We start from the raw sequence: 14,476 nt of genomic DNA on the forward strand, positions 1-14,476 counted from the left end.
GCCCGATCATGCCAAAGAGACGGCGGCCGGCCCAGTCACGAGTCAGCCGCCGTCGAGGGAAAAAGACGGGCAGATCAGGCCAGTTGCGGCGGGACCACCCACTCGCCCCGCCGCATCACGCCCTTGAGGTCGAAGTCCGCGTCCAGCAGGAGCAGGTCGGCGTCCTTGCCCGGTTCCAGCGAGCCGATGCGGTCGGAGAGTCCCAGGAGGCGGGCCGGGTTGACGGACAGGGCCTGTACGGCGTCCTCGACCGGGAGCCGATCCACCGTCACCGCCCGCTTGAACGCGCGGTCCAGGGTCAGTGTGGAGCCCGCGATCGAGCCGCCCTCCACCAGGCGCGCCACTCCCTCGCTGACCTCGACCTCCAGCGGGCCGAGCAGATAGCGGCCGTCACCGGCGCCGGCCGCGTCCATCGCGTCCGTGATGAAGGCGACGCGGGAGGCGCCCGCGCGATGGAAGGCCAGCTCCAGGGCGGCGGGGTGGAGGTGGACGCCGTCGTTGATCAGCTCGACCGTGACCCGCTCGTCCTCCAGCAGGGCGGCGACCGGGCCGGGCGCGCGGTGGCCCAGCGGGGGCATCGCGTTGAACAGGTGGGTGGCGACCGTGGCGCCCGCGTCGATGGCCTCGACCGTCTGCTCGTACGTCGCGTCCGTGTGCCCGATCGCCGCGATCACGCCGTGCTCGGCGAGCAGCCGTACCGAGTCGAGGCCGCCCGGCAGTTCGGTCGCGAGCGTGACCATCGTCGCCCTGCCGCGCGCCGCGTCGATGAGCTTGCGGACCTCGGCCGGCTCCGGGGCGCGCAGCAGTTCCTCGGAGTGCGCGCCCTTGCGGCACGGCGAGATGAACGGCCCCTCGAAGTGGATACCGGCGATCTCTCCCTGCTCGGCCAGTTCGCTCAGCAGCCCGGCCTGCGTCACCAGCAGGTCCATCTCGTCGGTGACGGTCGAGGCGACGAGGGTGGTGGTGCCGTGCAGACGGTGCGTACGGATCGCCTTCAGCGCGTCGTCGGCCGTACCGGAGAAGGAGGCTCCGCCGCCGCCGTGGTTGTGGATGTCCACGAAGCCGGGGATCAGCCAGTGGCCGGTCGCGTCGATCACCTCGGCGTTCCCGGGAGCGGCAGCCGTGATCTTCGTACCCTCCACGCAGACACGCCCGTCGTCCGCCACTGCGCCGGGCAGCACCACCCGAGCACCTGCGAGAACCAAGCTGGGAGCCATCAGGCGGTTACCTCCGAAGGGTCGGTGGGGTGGAGATCGGTGGGGTCGAGCAGGTCCCGCGCGAGCAGGCCCGCGCCCAGGCAGCCCGCCGTGTCCCCGAGGGCCGCGGGCACGATCGCCGGGAGCTTCTGGAAGGTGACCCGCCGCCGGACGGCGTCCCGCAGCGGCTGGAACAACACTTCCCCCGCCTCGGCGAGGCCGCCACCGATGATCAGGGTGCGCGGGTCCAGCAGGGTGAGCGCGGTGACCAGGCCGTCGGCGAGGGCGTCGACCGCCTCCTGCCAGACCCGGACGGCGTTCGGGTCACCGGACGCGACGGCCTTGGCGCAGTCGGCGGCGTCCGCGTCCGGGTCCCCGCAGGCCGCCGCCCAGGCTTCGCTGACGGCGGACGCGGAGGCGTACCGCTCCAGGCAGCCGTGCTGTCTGCAGGGGCAGGGGGTGCCGGACGGCCGTACGACGATGTGGCCGATCTCGCCGGCGAAACCGTGCGCGCCCGCCTCCACCCGGCCGTCGATGCCGATGGCGCCCGCGATCCCGGTGCCGAGCGGCACGAACAGGAACCGGTCGGCACCCTTGCCCGCGCCGATCCGGCCCTCGGCGAGGCCGCCGGTGCGCACGTCGTGACCGAGGGCGACGGGGACGCCGAGCCGCCGCGTGAGCAACGCGCGCAGGGGTACGTCCCGCCAGCCGAGGTTGGCCGCGTACGCGGCGACGCCCCGCTCCTCGTCGACGATGCCGGGGACCGCGACACCGGCAGCGGCGGCGGCCTCGCCGTAGTGCTCCACGCCGTACGCGCGCAGTTCGGCGGCGAAGTCGAGGACCGCCGCGACCACCGCCTCCGGTCCGCGTTCGCGTCCGGTGGAGCGTCGGGCGCGGTGGAGCAGCTCGCCGTCGTCGCCGACGAGGGCGGCCTTCATCCCGGTACCGCCCACGTCCAGGGCGATGACATGTCTCACCACGGCACCTAGTGTGAACCTCGCACCCGCAAGAGGTCTAGTCCACTCACGTGGTGTAGACCTTATGTGTCCATTTCTTGAACGGTCAGACAGCAGGGTTGGGGCTTTTACGGTGCGTCGGCGTACGGCAGGAATGATCGCGGCGGTGTCCGCACTGGTCATGACTTCAGTTCTCAGCGGCTGCGGGAGCACGGGCTCCTCCGACGTCACCTTGAGACTGGTCGCCGCCGACTACGGCGACTCGGCCGCCAACAGTTCCAAGAAGTACTGGGACTCCCTGGCCAAGGAGTACGAGTCCAAGCACCCCGGCGTGAAGGTCGACGTCAGCGTGTACTCCTGGAACGACGTCGACGCCAAGGTCAAGGACATGGTCGCCGCGGGCCACGCCCCCGACCTGGCCCAGATAGGCGCCTACGCCGACTACGCGGCGGCCGGCAAGCTCTACCCGGCCTCCGACCTGCTCTCCATCCGCACCCAGGCGGACTTCCTCTCCCAGCTCTCCGACGCCGGCCAGTGGAACCACACGCAGTACGGCATCCCCTTCGCCGCCTCCACGCGCGTGCTCTTCTACAACAAGACCCTGTTCACCAAGGCAGGCATCACCCCGCCCACCACCTGGGACGAGCTGGCCGCCGACGCCAGGGCGCTCAAGGCCAAGGGCGTGAAGTACCCCGTCGCGCTGCCGCTCGGCCCCGAGGAGGCCCAGGCCGAGACCATGCAGTGGCTGCTCAGCGGGGGCAACGGCGGCACCGGCTACACCGACGACATCGGCACCTACACCATCGACTCGGCGCCGAACGTCAACACCTTCACCTGGCTCAAGGACGACCTCGTCGGCAAGGGCCTGACCGGCCCGGTCGCGCCCGGCAAGCTCAACCGCGCGGACGCCTTCGCCGCCTTCGCCGACGGCCAGGTCGGCATGCTCAACGGGCACCCCACGCTGATCCAGCAGGCAAAGAAGAAGGGCGTGGAGTTCGGCATGGTGCCGATGCCGGGCCGCACCGGCAAGGCCAGGGCCTCCATGGGCGTCGCGGACTGGATGATGGGCTTCAGGCAGAACGGTCACGCCGAGCAGATGGGTGACTTCCTCAACTTCGTCTACAGCGAGAAGAACGTCCTCGCGTTCTCCCGCGACTACGGCCTGCTCCCGGTCACCGGCTCGGCCTCCAACGCCATGAGCGAGTCGGACTCCCCGGCCGACGAGGCCCTGCACCCCTTCCTCGACCAGCTGCCCACCTCCGAGCTGTACCCCGTCGGCAAGACCTCCTGGGCGGCGGTCAGCGCGGCCGTGAAGCAGAACATCGGCCAGGCCGTCACCCCCGGCGGCAGCCCCTCCGCCGTCCTGTCCCGGCTCCAGGCGACGGCGACCGCGGCCGACAGCGGCGACGCGAGCTGAGCCGGTTGTCGGTGCCCGGCGTTACGGTGGCGGGCATGGAACTCGGCCACCGCGAACAAGCCGTCCTCGCGCTGGAACGCCGCGGCTTCCCCGGCCCCGGCGCGAAGGAACGGGCGATACGCGAGGAACTGGGCCTGTCCCCGGTCCGCTACTACCAGCTGCTGAACGCGTTGCTGGACGACGAGAGAGCGCTGGCGGCGGACCCGGTGACGGTGAACCGCCTGCGCCGGGTAAGGGACTCTCGGCGAACGGAACGCTGAAGCCGGCCGGTGCGGGCCGGGTGCCGTCAAAGAGTCCCGGTGTGAGGCCGACCCGCGCTGGATAGTGTCGACGTATGGACCCTGTGCCGACCCCGCAGACCCAGCCCGGCCGGGACGGACTCGCCGCACTCCTGGCGAAGCCCGCCGCAGCAGTCGTCGGCCTCGACTTCGACGGCACGCTCGCCCCCATCGTCGCCGACCCCGAACAGGCCCGCGCCCACCCCGAGGCCGTACCGGCCCTCGCCGCCCTCGCCCCGAAGGTGGCCTCCATCGCGGTGATCACCGGCCGCCCGGCCGGGGTCGCGGTCCGGTACGGAGGCTTCGCCGGGGTCCCCGGCCTGGAGCACCTGACCGTCCTCGGCCACTACGGCGCCGAACGCTGGGACGCCGTCACCGGCGCCGTCACCGCCCCGGCCCCGCACCCCGGCGTCGCGGCGGCCCGCGCCGAACTGCCGGGCGTGCTGGACCGCAACGGAGCCTGGCACGGCACGTGGATCGAGGAGAAGGGCCGGGCGGTCGCGGTGCACACCCGCCGCGCCGACGATCCGCAGGCCGCGTTCGAGGCCCTGCGCGGCCCCCTCACCGACCTCGCCACCCGGCACGGCCTGATCGTCGAGCCCGGCCGGATGGTCCTGGAGCTGCGCCCGCCGGGCATGGACAAGGGGGTGGCGCTCGGCGAGTACGTCCGCAAGACCGGCGCCGAGTCGGTGCTCTACGCCGGTGACGACCTCGGTGACCTCCCCGCCTTCGCCGCCGTCGAGGAACTGCGCTCCGACGGCGTCCCCGGCCTCCTGGTCTGCAGTGGCAGCACGGAGGTCACGGAGCTGGCGCAGCGGGCGGACCTGGTCGTGGACGGCCCGGCCGGAGTCGTCCACCTGCTGCGGACGCTGGCGGCTCAGCTGGACTGAAGCTCCCGCAGCTGCTGAAGGAACCACTGGGCGGGCGGCAGCGCGGTGGCCGCGGCGGCCAGCCGCTTCGATCGCTCCGCCCGCTCCTCGTCCGGCAGGGACAGCGCCTCGTGCAGGACCCGGGCGGTCTGCAGCACGTCGTAGGGGTTCACCACGAGCGCGTCGGCGCGCAGTTCCTCGTAGGCCCCGGCCTCCCGGGACAGCACCAGCGCACAGCCCCGGTCGGAGACGACCGGGATCTCCTTGGCGACCAGGTTCATGCCGTCCCGGATGGGGTTGACCAGGGCCACGTCGGCGAGCCGGTAGGCGGCCAGGGAGCGCGCGAAGTCGTCCTTGACGTGCAGCACGACCGGGGTCCAGCCCGGTGTGCCGTAGGTGGAGTTGATCTCCCCGGCCAGCCGCTGCACCGCGGCGGTGTAGTCGCGGTACACGGCGAGGTCCTGCCGCGACGGATACGCGAACGCCAGGTGCACCACCCGCTCACGCCACTCGGGGCGGTCCTCCAGCAGCTGCCGGTACGCCAGCAGTCCCCGCACGATGTTCTTCGACAGCTCGGTGCGGTCGACCCGGACGACGGTCCTGCGGCCCTCGCCGATCTCCTCCCGCAGCGCCGCCATCCGTTCCTGGACGTCCGGCTCGTGCGAGCGCTTGCGCAGGAAGTCCCCGTCCGCCCCCAGCCCGTGCACCCCGATCCGCGTGCCCGCGGGAATCCCGGACTCCAGGACCGCCTGTGCGCAGTCCCGGAACGCGTCCGCCCACCGCCGGGTCAGGAACGCCACCCGGTCCGCCCCGAGCATGCCCGTGAGCAACTGCTCGCGGATGTCGTCCGGCAGCAGCGCGAAGTACTCCGGCGGCGCCCACGGCGTGTGCGAGAAGTGGCCGATCCGCAGGTCGGGGCGGAGTTCACGGAGCATCCCGGGGACCAGGCACAGGTGGTAGTCCTGCACCAGCACCGCCGCGCCCTCGGCCGCCTCCTGGGCCAGCGCCTCGGCGAACGCCCGGTTGTAGGCCTCGTACGACGCCCACTGCCGCCGGAACTCCGTGTCGAAGACCGGCTCCAGCGGGGTCTGGTACAGCATGTGGTGGACGAACCAGAGCACCGAGTTGGCGATGCCGTTGTAGGCGTCCGCGTGCACGGCCGCGTCGATGTCCAGCATCCGCACCCGCTGCCCGCCGGTGTCCGTGGCCGGCAGCAGCCCGCCGTCCGCACGCCGTACGGCCTCCCGGTCGCCGTCGCCGAGGGCGGCGCACACCCACACCGAGTCCGCGTCCGCGCCGATGGCCGACAGCCCCGAGACCAGTCCGCCGCCGCCCCGCCTGGCGTGCAGCGAGCCGTGCTCGTCCACCGTGTACGAAACCGGGCCGCGATTGGACGCGACCAGTACCTCAGCACCCTGCGTGGAAGCCATGGTCCTCAACCTAGCCCGGCCCGGAAACGCTCAAACGTACGGCTACGCCCCGTGACGCGGCCGTATACGAACCCCGGCCACATCCGGCCTCAGGCCACCTTGCGTTCGGGGTACTCCGCGATCTCCACCATCGGTGGCCGTTCCTCGGTGTCCACCGAGTAGGTGCGCGGTTCGAAGCCGTCCTCGCCCCGCTCGAACTGGGTCAGCGACGGCCGGATCAGATGCCCCCGGGCCAGCCGGAGCTGGGCCGTGCGGTAGATCGCCGCCGCCATCCGGCCCAGCGCCTGCCCGTCCTGGTGCCGGTGTTTGCGGACCCCGACATCGACCTGGGCCAGCGCGTCCAGACCCACCAGGTGCAGCGCGTCCACCAGCATGCCCAGCTCCACGCCGTAGCCGACGGGGAACGGCAGCTGCTCCAGGAGCGAGCGGCGGGCCGCGTACTCCCCGCCGAGCGGCTGCACGAAACCGGCCAGCTGCGGCCAGTGCATGTTCAGCAGGGGGCGGGCCATCAGCTCGGTGACCCGGCCGCCCTGCCCGGCGGACCCGGCGAGCGGACGGTCGTACATCGCCTTGACCAGGTCCACGTCCGGCTCGGTGAGCAGCGGGCCGACGATCCCGGAGACGAAGTCGGAGGAGAACTCCTTCAGGTCGGCGTCGATGAAACAGAGGATGTCCCCGCCGGTCACCAGCAGGGAGCGCCACAGCACTTCACCCTTTCCGGGGACGGCGGGGACGCGGGGCAGGATCTCGTCGCGGTGAACGACCCGGGCGCCCGCGGCGGCGGCGACCTCGGAGGTGCGGTCGGTGGAGCCGGAGTCGACGACGACGATCTCGTCGACGAGCGGCACCTGCTCCACGAGGTCGTGACGGATGACCGCGACGATGTCGCCGACCGTCTCCTCCTCGTTGAGGGCGGGCAGGACGACGCTGATCGTCTGGCCCGTGCGCTGTTTGGCGGACAGGATCCGGTGGAGAGGGCGATCGGTCACGGACCAGGAGCGGGTGGCCAGCCAGCGCTCGACTTCTTCCAGCACGGTCTGCGACTCCTCACTGTTCGTGACCACACGGGTGAGCCGTGTGATCCATCTCGCGCTTTGGACGACTATCTCAACTGTCCTGGCCGTCGGTTACAGTCTTGAACAACGCCGGTGACCATCGCATGTCGGGGGTCGTTCCGCGTTCAATGAGTTCAACAACTGCATACCGCTCATCCAGAGGGGCAGAGGGACACGGCCCGATGAAGCCCCGGCAACCCTCCAGCCGGTTTCTCGTTCTCCAGCGAGGCTCCCGGCTAGGGAAGGTGCCAAATCCGTCTCACGGCGAGGTGCGTCGTGAGGAAGATGAGGAGAAAGGGCCTCGCCTCCATGGCTGTGCAGACAGTTGCAAGCACCAGCAGTTCCACCGTCGACCTCGGTCCCGCCGCGGCCCTGAGCTGTCGCGAGTGCGGTCACCGCGTCCCGCTCGGCCCGGTGTTCGCCTGCGAGGAGTGTTTCGGCCCGCTGGAGATCGCCTACGACTTCTCCGGCTACGACACCGAAGAGCTGCGCCGCCGTATCGAGGCCGGCCCCGCGAACATCTGGCGTTACGCGCCGCTGCTGCCCGTCCCGGCCGATGTGGCCGGCAAGCCGAACCTGAACCCGGGCTGGACCGAGCTCGTCAAGGCCGACAACCTCGCCGCCGAACTCGGCGTCACCGGCGGCCTGTTCGTCAAGGACGACTCCGGCAACCCGACCCACTCCTTCAAGGACCGCGTCGTCGCCCAGGCCCTGGAGGCCGCCCGCGCCTTCGGCTTCACCACGCTCTCCTGCTCCTCCACCGGCAACCTGGCCGGTGCCGTCGGCGCCGCCGCGGCCCGGGCCGGGTTCCGCTCCTGCGTGTTCATCCCGCACGACCTGGAGCAGGGCAAGGTCGTCATGGCCGCGGTCTACGGCGGCGAGCTGGTGGGCATCGAGGGCAACTACGACGACGTGAACCGCTTCTGCTCCGAGCTGATCGGCGACCCGGCCGGCGAGGGCTGGGGTTTCGTCAACGTCAACCTGCGGCCGTACTACGCGGAGGGCTCCAAGACCCTCGCGTACGAGATCTGCGAGCAGCTCGGCTGGCGGCTGCCCGACCAGATCGTCGTCCCGATCGCCTCCGGCTCCCAGCTCACGAAGATCGACAAGGGTCTGCAGGAGCTGATCAAGCTCGGTCTGGTCGAGGACAGGCCGTACAGGATCTTCGGCGCGCAGGCCGAGGGCTGCTCCCCGGTGTCGACCGCCTTCAAGGCCGGCCACGACGTCGTACGGCCCCAGAAGCCGAACACCATCGCCAAGTCCCTCGCCATCGGCAACCCGGCCGACGGCCCCTACGTCCTGGACATCGCCCGGCGCACCGGCGGTGCCGTGGAGGACGTCACGGACGAGGAAGTCGTCGACGCGATCAAGCTGCTGGCCCGCACCGAGGGCATCTTCGCGGAGACGGCGGGCGGTGTGACCGTCGGCGTCACCCGCAAGCTGCTCAAGGACGGCCTCCTGGATCCGGCGAAGACCACGGTCGTCCTCAACACCGGTGACGGCCTGAAGACCCTCGACGCGGTGGCCGGGACCGGCCTCACCGCCACCATCCGCCCCAACCTGGACTCTTTCCGAGAGGCTGGCCTCGCATGAGCGTGACCGTTCGCATCCCCACCATCCTGCGCACCTACACCGGCGGGCAGGCCGAGGTCGCCGCCGAGGGGGCGACCCTCGCCGAGGTCATCGAGGACCTGGAGAAGAACCACACCGGGATCGCCGCCCGTGTCCTGGACGACCAGGGCAAGCTGCGCCGGTTCGTGAACGTCTACGTCAACGACGACGACGTCCGCTTCGAGCGGGGCCTTGAGACCGCCACCCCGGACGGGGCCGGTGTCTCCATCATTCCGGCGGTCGCCGGCGGCTGATCGTTACCTTGGGTAACTTCAGTTACCGATTGTTCATGGAATTGCCTCCTCCGTGAGAGAAGCGGAGGGGGCAATTCTGCGTGATTGAGCGCGGTACAGTTGGGGAACCTGGGCACGGCCTCCGGGTCGTAAGCCCTGGATTTCATGCCGCGCACCCCGCAAGAAGCAGCCAAAGTGCGGGGGTTTTATGCGGCTTTTGTAACCTTTACGGGGCCCGACTTGCCCCGAAGTCAGGTGAATTCTCACCACATTTCGGACCGTTCACGTCCAGAATTCTCGTCCGATTGACCTGTTGCAGACGGCAGTTGGACAGATACATTCAGCCGCGGTCGACGCGTTCCGGCGCACGCCCCCGACCAATGGGGGGTGAGGTCTGACCCGGATCCGCGAAGTGTGGATCTGTGCAAGGGCCAGTAATAGGGGAGTTAGGCATGGCTCAGGGCACCGTCAAGTGGTTCAACGCGGAGAAGGGGTACGGCTTCATCGCGGTCGACGGTGGTGCGGACGTCTTCGTCCACTACAGCGCCATTCAGATGGACGGCTACCGCACCCTGGAAGAGGGCCAGCGGGTGGAGTTCGAGATCTCGCAGGGCCAGAAGGGCCCGCAGGCCGACATGGTCCGCCTCAGCGCCTGAACGTCTTTCGCACGAAGGGCCCGCACCTCGCACAGGGTGCGGGCCCTTCGCCGTGTCCGGACTGCCCCCCTTCGCCCCGGGCCGATCCCGCCGAGCCGCTTGCTCCCGCCCGCCACCCGACCACCACCCCTCAACGAACCCGCTTCGCGGGTGCGCCTTGCACTCGGGCATGCCGAGTGCTAATCATTGGCGTTAGCACTCTGAAGGTGAGAGTGACAAAGAAGGACCGGGTCGGTGAGGCCCGCAGGCCAAGTGGGGCAAGGAACCACGCGGCCGGCGAGCCGTCCGTCGCGGGCGCGGGCGCGGTCCGAAGGAATCACCCCCAGTCCTGGAGGGACCACTTCACATGGCCAAGATCATCGCGTTCGACGAGGAGGCGCGGCGCGGCCTCGAGCGCGGCATGAACCAGCTCGCGGACGCCGTCAAGGTGACGCTCGGCCCCAAGGGCCGCAACGTCGTCCTCGAGAAGAAGTGGGGCGCCCCCACGATCACCAACGATGGTGTCTCCATCGCCAAGGAGATCGAGCTCGAGGACCCGTACGAGAAGATCGGCGCCGAGCTGGTCAAGGAAGTCGCCAAGAAGACGGACGACGTCGCCGGTGACGGTACGACCACCGCGACCGTGCTCGCCCAGGCCCTGGTCAAGGAAGGCCTGCGCAACGTCGCCGCCGGTGCCAACCCGATGGCCCTGAAGCGCGGTATCGAGAAGGCCGTCGAGGCCGTCTCCGCCGCCCTGCTGGAGCAGGCGAAGGACGTCGAGACCAAGGAGCAGATCGCCTCCACCGCGTCCATCTCCGCCGCCGACACCCAGATCGGCGAGCTGATCGCCGAGGCCATGGACAAGGTCGGCAAGGAAGGCGTCATCACCGTCGAGGAGAGCAACACCTTCGGCCTGGAGCTCGAGCTCACCGAGGGCATGCGCTTCGACAAGGGCTACATCTCCGCCTACTTCGCGACCGACATGGAGCGCATGGAGGCGTCGCTCGAGGACCCGTACATCCTCATCGCCAACTCCAAGATCAGCTCCGTCAAGGACCTGCTCCCGCTCCTGGAGAAGGTCATGCAGTCGGGCAAGCCGCTGCTGATCATCGCCGAGGACGTCGAGGGCGAGGCCCTGTCGACCCTGGTCGTCAACAAGATCCGCGGCACCTTCAAGTCCGTCGCCGTCAAGGCCCCGGGCTTCGGCGACCGCCGCAAGGCCATGCTCGGCGACATCGCCATCCTCACGGGCGGCGAGGTCATCTCCGAGGAGGTCGGCCTCAAGCTGGAGAACGCGACCCTGGACCTCCTGGGCCGCGCCCGCAAGGTCGTCATCACCAAGGACGAGACCACCATCGTCGACGGTGCCGGCTCCTCCGACCAGGTCAACGGCCGCGTGAACCAGATCCGCGCCGAGATCGAGAACAGCGACTCGGACTACGACCGCGAGAAGCTGCAGGAGCGCCTGGCGAAGCTCGCCGGCGGTGTCGCGGTCATCAAGGCCGGTGCCGCCACCGAGGTGGAGCTCAAGGAGCGCAAGCACCGCATCGAGGACGCCGTCCGCAACGCCAAGGCCGCCGTCGAGGAGGGCATCGTCGCCGGTGGTGGCGTGGCCCTGCTGCAGGCCTCCCAGGTCTTCGAGAAGCTGGAGCTCGAGGGTGACGAGGCGACCGGCGCCAACGCCGTGCGCATCGCGCTCGAGGCCCCGCTGAAGCAGATCGCCGTCAACGCCGGCCTCGAGGGCGGTGTCGTGGTGGAGAAGGTGCGCAACCTGACCCCGGGCCACGGCTTGAACGCCGCGACCGGCGAGTACGTCGACCTGGTCGCCGAGGGCATCATCGACCCGGCGAAGGTGACCCGTTCCGCGCTGCAGAACGCCGCCTCCATCGCCGCGCTGTTCCTCACCACCGAGGCCGTCATCGCCGACAAGCCGGAGAAGGCCGCCGCGCCGGCCGGCGGCGGCATGCCGGGCGGTGACATGGACTTCTGATCGGCCCCGGGGCTTCGGCCTCTGGTTGATCAACGTCCTTACCGAGGGCGGCACTCCCTGTCAGTGGCAGGGGGTGCCGCCCTCGGGCGTGTCCGGGAGCCGGTGGCGGGCGCGGCGAGGGCCGTCAGGCGCCGCAGGCTGGCCTGCCGCTGCACCGCACCCAGCCCGGTGACGGCCGCACCGAGCGCCAGCCAGCCCGCAGGACCGGCCGTCATCACCGCACCGGTCAGCAGCAGGGGTCCCACCGACTTCTGCACCGACTGCGCCATCCCGGCCACGCCCAGATAGGAAGCCCGGGCACGCGGCGGCGCCAGGACGACCGCCAGCTCCCAGGAACTCACCGAGCGCAGCAGTTCGGCGACGGTGACCAGCACCGCCGCCACGAGCATGGCGAGTGAGGCCGACCAGGCTCCGCCGCCGGTGGCGGTCGCCAGCACGAGGCAGCAGGCGAGCAGCGTCATGCCGTACCAGCCCACTGCCGCCGCCGCCCGGCGCGGGCCTTCGGCCCATGCCGAGACCCGGAGTTGCAGGACCACCACGAGCACGGTGTTGACCACCAGGAACGTGGGGACGACCGCGTGCGGCGCGCTGGTGTGGTGCACCAGCCACAGCGGCAGCCCGACGCCGAGAACGGAGTCGTCCAGGTTCATCGGGATGTCGAGGAGGACGAACAGCAGGTAGCCGGGGTCACGCCAGGGGGTGGGGGCGGGGGGCTGTCCGGCCGGCCTGCCGGGTCCGTTCGGTCCGTCAGGGGTGCTGTCGCCGCTTGACCGGCCGTGGTCGCCGTGCGCCACGACCAGGCCGTGGCCCGCCGGCTCCCGGGTCCGCCAGACCAGCGCGGCGGCCAGGACGTAGGAGAGCGCGTTGGCCATGATCAGCGCGCGGTAGGCGTTCGGGGTGCCCACGCCGAGGCCGAGTGCGGCGATGCCCGCGCCGACGGCGTAACCGGCGTTGGCCACGCTGCGGGACAGCGCCTGGTAGGTGGTCCGCCGCTCACCCGCGACCCGGGTGGCGAAGAGCATCTCCAGCGTCTTGGCCGCCCGCTCCCCCAGGCTGGTGAGGGCGACCACGGGCAGCAGGGTGGCGAGGCCGTCGGCGACCAGCAGCAGGACCATCGTCGCCAGGCGCAGCAGGTGACAGGCGATCAGCAGGTCCCGCACGGGCAGCCGTTCGGCGGCGCGTCCGGCCAGCGGTGACCCGGCGATCCCCGCGACCGCGCCCACCCCCAGCAGCAGCCCGAGCCGGCCCGCGTCCAGCCCGCTCACGAAGGTGAAGTACAGCACGCAGGCCGCGGCCCACACCCCGGTTCCGGTCCGGTCCACGCACTGCGCGAGCAGCATCAACCGCGCGTCCCGCCCGCCGGGAGGCCGTCGCAGTTGCGCCATCAGTCCGTGTCCGCCGGTCCCGCCGTCCCTGTCCCGCCTGACCCGTCGCATGGCCGGCCCCCGTTCCCACCGTCCCACTGTCCTTGCCGACGCATTATCTCGATATCAAGATGCTTGATGTGGACAGACCTGGTCGATGTGTCCGGGGTCACGCTCGGGTGGGTCCGGTCGGGGAATGTGCGCCGACTCATAGGGTGTTGCTTCAGTTGGTGCAACAATGCGCATGCACATACCAGCCGGTTAAGTCCTGCTCTCGAGGAGCCCTCCCGTGACCGTCACGACTCCCGCCTCCCGCGCGGCCCAGATCCTGTCCCGCCCGATAGCGCTCAACGGTCTCACCGTTCCGAACCGGATCGTGATGGCGCCGATGACCCGTATGTTCTCCCCGGGCGGCATCCCCGGCGAGGACGTGCGCTCCTACTACGCCCGCCGCGCCGCCGCCGGCGTCGGGCTGATCGTCACCGAGGGGACGTACGTCGGCCACGAGTCGGCCGGGCAGAGCGACCGCGTGCCCCGGTTCCACGGCGAGGAGCAGCTCGCGGGCTGGGCCAGGGTCGCCGAGGACGTGCACGCGGCGGGCGGCACCATCGTGCCGCAGCTGTGGCACATCGGCATGGTCCGCAACCAGGGCGACGCCCCGTTCCCGGACGCCCCGGCCGTCGGCCCCTCCGGCCTGGTCACCGCGGGTGCCGAGCGGACCGGCAAGGCGATGACCCAGAAGGACCTGGACGACGTGATCGGCGCGTTCGCCCGTGCCGCCGCCGACGCCGAGCGCATCGGCTTCGACGGCGTGGAGCTCCACGGCGCCCACGGCTACCTCCTCGACCAGTTCCTGTGGGAGGGCACCAACCGGCGCACGGATGCCTACGGCGGCGACCCGGTGGCCCGTACGAAGTTCTCCGCGGAGATCGTGGCGGCGGTACGCGAGGCGGTCTCGGCCGACTTCCCGGTCATCTTCCGCTACTCGCAGTGGAAGCAGCAGGACTACACCGCCCGGCTCGCCGAGACCCCCGAGGAGCTGGAGGCCATCCTGACCCCGCTCGCCGCGGCCGGCGTCGACGTCTTCCACGCCTCCACCCGCCGCTACTGGGTGCCGGAGTTCGACGGTTCGGACCTGAACCTGGCCGGCTGGACGAAGAAGCTCACCGGCAAGCAGGTCATCAGCGTCGGCTCGGTCGGCCTCGACGGCGACTTCGTCAACGCCTTCCAGGGCGAGGGCTCCCCGGTCAAGAGCATCGACAACCTCCTCGACCGTCTGGAGTCCGACGAGTTCGACATGGTCGCCGTGGGCCGCGCGCTGCTCCAGGACCCCGAGTGGGCGGCCAAGGTCCTCTCCGACCGCTTCGACGAGCTGGCGCCGTACGACGCGGCCTCGCTGAAGACGCTCAGCTGAATCCCCGTACCCGGCCGGGCACTTGCGG

13 protein-coding genes and 1 riboswitch are annotated in these 14,476 nt (G+C 70.7%); of the genes, 8 read left to right on the forward strand and 5 right to left on the reverse strand.

What is annotated here, in order from left to right:
- Positions 1 to 74: 74 nt before the first annotated feature.
- Both nagA and ACWC94_RS00780 read right to left on the reverse strand, forming a co-directional pair.
- Complete coding sequence (gene nagA, locus ACWC94_RS00775; RefSeq protein WP_450794173.1) at positions 75 to 1,217, reverse strand: N-acetylglucosamine-6-phosphate deacetylase; 1,143 nt, start codon at positions 1,215 to 1,217, stop codon at positions 75 to 77.
- On the reverse strand, positions 1,217 to 2,173 hold the full coding sequence (locus ACWC94_RS00780; RefSeq protein ID WP_450794591.1) for an ROK family protein: 957 nt from the start codon (positions 2,171 to 2,173) through the stop codon (positions 1,217 to 1,219). Before ACWC94_RS00780 ends, nagA begins: the two co-directional genes overlap by 1 nt.
- A 133-nt stretch (positions 2,174 to 2,306) precedes the next feature.
- Here ACWC94_RS00780 and ACWC94_RS00785 point away from each other — a divergent pair, with 133 nt between their 5' ends.
- The 3 genes from ACWC94_RS00785 to otsB all read left to right on the forward strand — a co-directional run bounded on the left by ACWC94_RS00785 (position 2,307) and on the right by otsB (position 4,737).
- Positions 2,307 to 3,569, forward strand: coding sequence for an extracellular solute-binding protein (locus ACWC94_RS00785; protein WP_450794174.1), 1,263 nt, complete (start codon positions 2,307 to 2,309; stop codon positions 3,567 to 3,569).
- A gap of 35 nt (positions 3,570 to 3,604) precedes the next feature.
- Positions 3,605 to 3,829, forward strand: coding sequence for a DUF3263 domain-containing protein (locus ACWC94_RS00790; protein WP_450794175.1), 225 nt, complete (start codon positions 3,605 to 3,607; stop codon positions 3,827 to 3,829).
- A 74-nt stretch (positions 3,830 to 3,903) separates the two neighbouring features.
- Positions 3,904 to 4,737, forward strand: a complete 834-nt coding sequence (gene otsB, locus ACWC94_RS00795) for a trehalose-phosphatase (RefSeq protein ID WP_450794176.1) — start codon at positions 3,904 to 3,906, stop codon at positions 4,735 to 4,737.
- Here the strand turns inward: otsB and ACWC94_RS00800 are convergent.
- Complete coding sequence (locus ACWC94_RS00800; protein WP_450794177.1) at positions 4,725 to 6,146, reverse strand: alpha,alpha-trehalose-phosphate synthase (UDP-forming); 1,422 nt, start codon at positions 6,144 to 6,146, stop codon at positions 4,725 to 4,727. The genes otsB and ACWC94_RS00800 overlap by 13 nt on opposite strands.
- Before the next feature lie 89 nt (positions 6,147 to 6,235).
- On the reverse strand, positions 6,236 to 7,180 hold the full coding sequence (locus ACWC94_RS00805) for a glucosyl-3-phosphoglycerate synthase (protein WP_450794592.1): 945 nt from the start codon (positions 7,178 to 7,180) through the stop codon (positions 6,236 to 6,238).
- A 170-nt stretch (positions 7,181 to 7,350) separates the two neighbouring features.
- A riboswitch (SAM riboswitch) is annotated at positions 7,351 to 7,493 on the forward strand.
- 17 nt (positions 7,494 to 7,510) lie between these two features.
- Between ACWC94_RS00805 and thrC the strand changes: the two genes are divergently transcribed.
- The 4 genes from thrC to groL all read left to right on the forward strand — a co-directional run bounded on the left by thrC (position 7,511) and on the right by groL (position 11,670).
- Positions 7,511 to 8,794, forward strand: a complete 1,284-nt coding sequence (gene thrC / locus ACWC94_RS00810) for a threonine synthase (RefSeq protein ID WP_450794178.1) — start codon at positions 7,511 to 7,513, stop codon at positions 8,792 to 8,794.
- The gene (locus ACWC94_RS00815; RefSeq protein ID WP_450794179.1) at positions 8,791 to 9,066 is read left to right on the forward strand and encodes a MoaD/ThiS family protein; all 276 of its coding nucleotides are present in this window, start codon (positions 8,791 to 8,793) and stop codon (positions 9,064 to 9,066) included. The genes thrC and ACWC94_RS00815 overlap by 4 nt, the downstream gene beginning before the upstream one ends.
- 431 nt (positions 9,067 to 9,497) lie before the next feature.
- Complete coding sequence (locus ACWC94_RS00820; RefSeq protein ID WP_004929928.1) at positions 9,498 to 9,701, forward strand: cold-shock protein; 204 nt, start codon at positions 9,498 to 9,500, stop codon at positions 9,699 to 9,701.
- Positions 9,702 to 10,047: 346 nt separating this feature from the next.
- Positions 10,048 to 11,670 carry a chaperonin GroEL gene (gene groL / locus ACWC94_RS00825; RefSeq protein WP_361477751.1) on the forward strand — a complete coding sequence of 541 codons (1,623 nt, stop codon included), beginning with the start codon at positions 10,048 to 10,050 and terminating at the stop codon, positions 11,668 to 11,670.
- Between the two features lie 38 nt (positions 11,671 to 11,708).
- Here groL and ACWC94_RS00830 read toward each other — a convergent pair whose 3' ends face one another.
- On the reverse strand, positions 11,709 to 13,055 hold the full coding sequence (locus ACWC94_RS00830; RefSeq protein ID WP_450794180.1) for an MFS transporter: 1,347 nt from the start codon (positions 13,053 to 13,055) through the stop codon (positions 11,709 to 11,711).
- Positions 13,056 to 13,323: 268 nt separating this feature from the next.
- Between ACWC94_RS00830 and ACWC94_RS00835 the strand changes: the two genes are divergently transcribed.
- Entirely contained in the window at positions 13,324 to 14,448 is a 1,125-nt protein-coding gene (locus ACWC94_RS00835) for an NADH:flavin oxidoreductase (protein WP_450794181.1), read from the forward strand.
- The last annotated feature ends 28 nt before the right edge of the window (positions 14,449 to 14,476 follow it).

The organism is Streptomyces sp. NPDC001135 (assembly GCF_053598395.1).

What these genes read in the sequence shown, in the direction of transcription:
- ACWC94_RS00820 (WP_004929928.1), top strand. Translation starts at nt 9,498, where the DNA reads ATGGCTCAGGGCACCGTCAAGTGGTTCAACGCGGAGAAGGGGTACGGC.
- ACWC94_RS00790 (WP_450794175.1), top strand. Translation starts at nt 3,605, where the DNA reads ATGGAACTCGGCCACCGCGAACAAGCCGTCCTCGCGCTGGAACGCCGC.
- ACWC94_RS00815 (WP_450794179.1), top strand. Translation starts at nt 8,791, where the DNA reads ATGAGCGTGACCGTTCGCATCCCCACCATCCTGCGCACCTACACCGGC.
- ACWC94_RS00830 (WP_450794180.1), bottom strand. Translation starts at nt 13,055, where the DNA reads ATGGCGCAACTGCGACGGCCTCCCGGCGGGCGGGACGCGCGGTTGATG.
- nagA (WP_450794173.1), bottom strand. Translation starts at nt 1,217, where the DNA reads ATGGCTCCCAGCTTGGTTCTCGCAGGTGCTCGGGTGGTGCTGCCCGGC.
- ACWC94_RS00785 (WP_450794174.1), top strand. Translation starts at nt 2,307, where the DNA reads ATGATCGCGGCGGTGTCCGCACTGGTCATGACTTCAGTTCTCAGCGGC.
- groL (WP_361477751.1), top strand. Translation starts at nt 10,048, where the DNA reads ATGGCCAAGATCATCGCGTTCGACGAGGAGGCGCGGCGCGGCCTCGAG.
- thrC (WP_450794178.1), top strand. Translation starts at nt 7,511, where the DNA reads ATGGCTGTGCAGACAGTTGCAAGCACCAGCAGTTCCACCGTCGACCTC.
- ACWC94_RS00800 (WP_450794177.1), bottom strand. Translation starts at nt 6,146, where the DNA reads ATGGCTTCCACGCAGGGTGCTGAGGTACTGGTCGCGTCCAATCGCGGC.
- otsB (WP_450794176.1), top strand. Translation starts at nt 3,904, where the DNA reads ATGGACCCTGTGCCGACCCCGCAGACCCAGCCCGGCCGGGACGGACTC.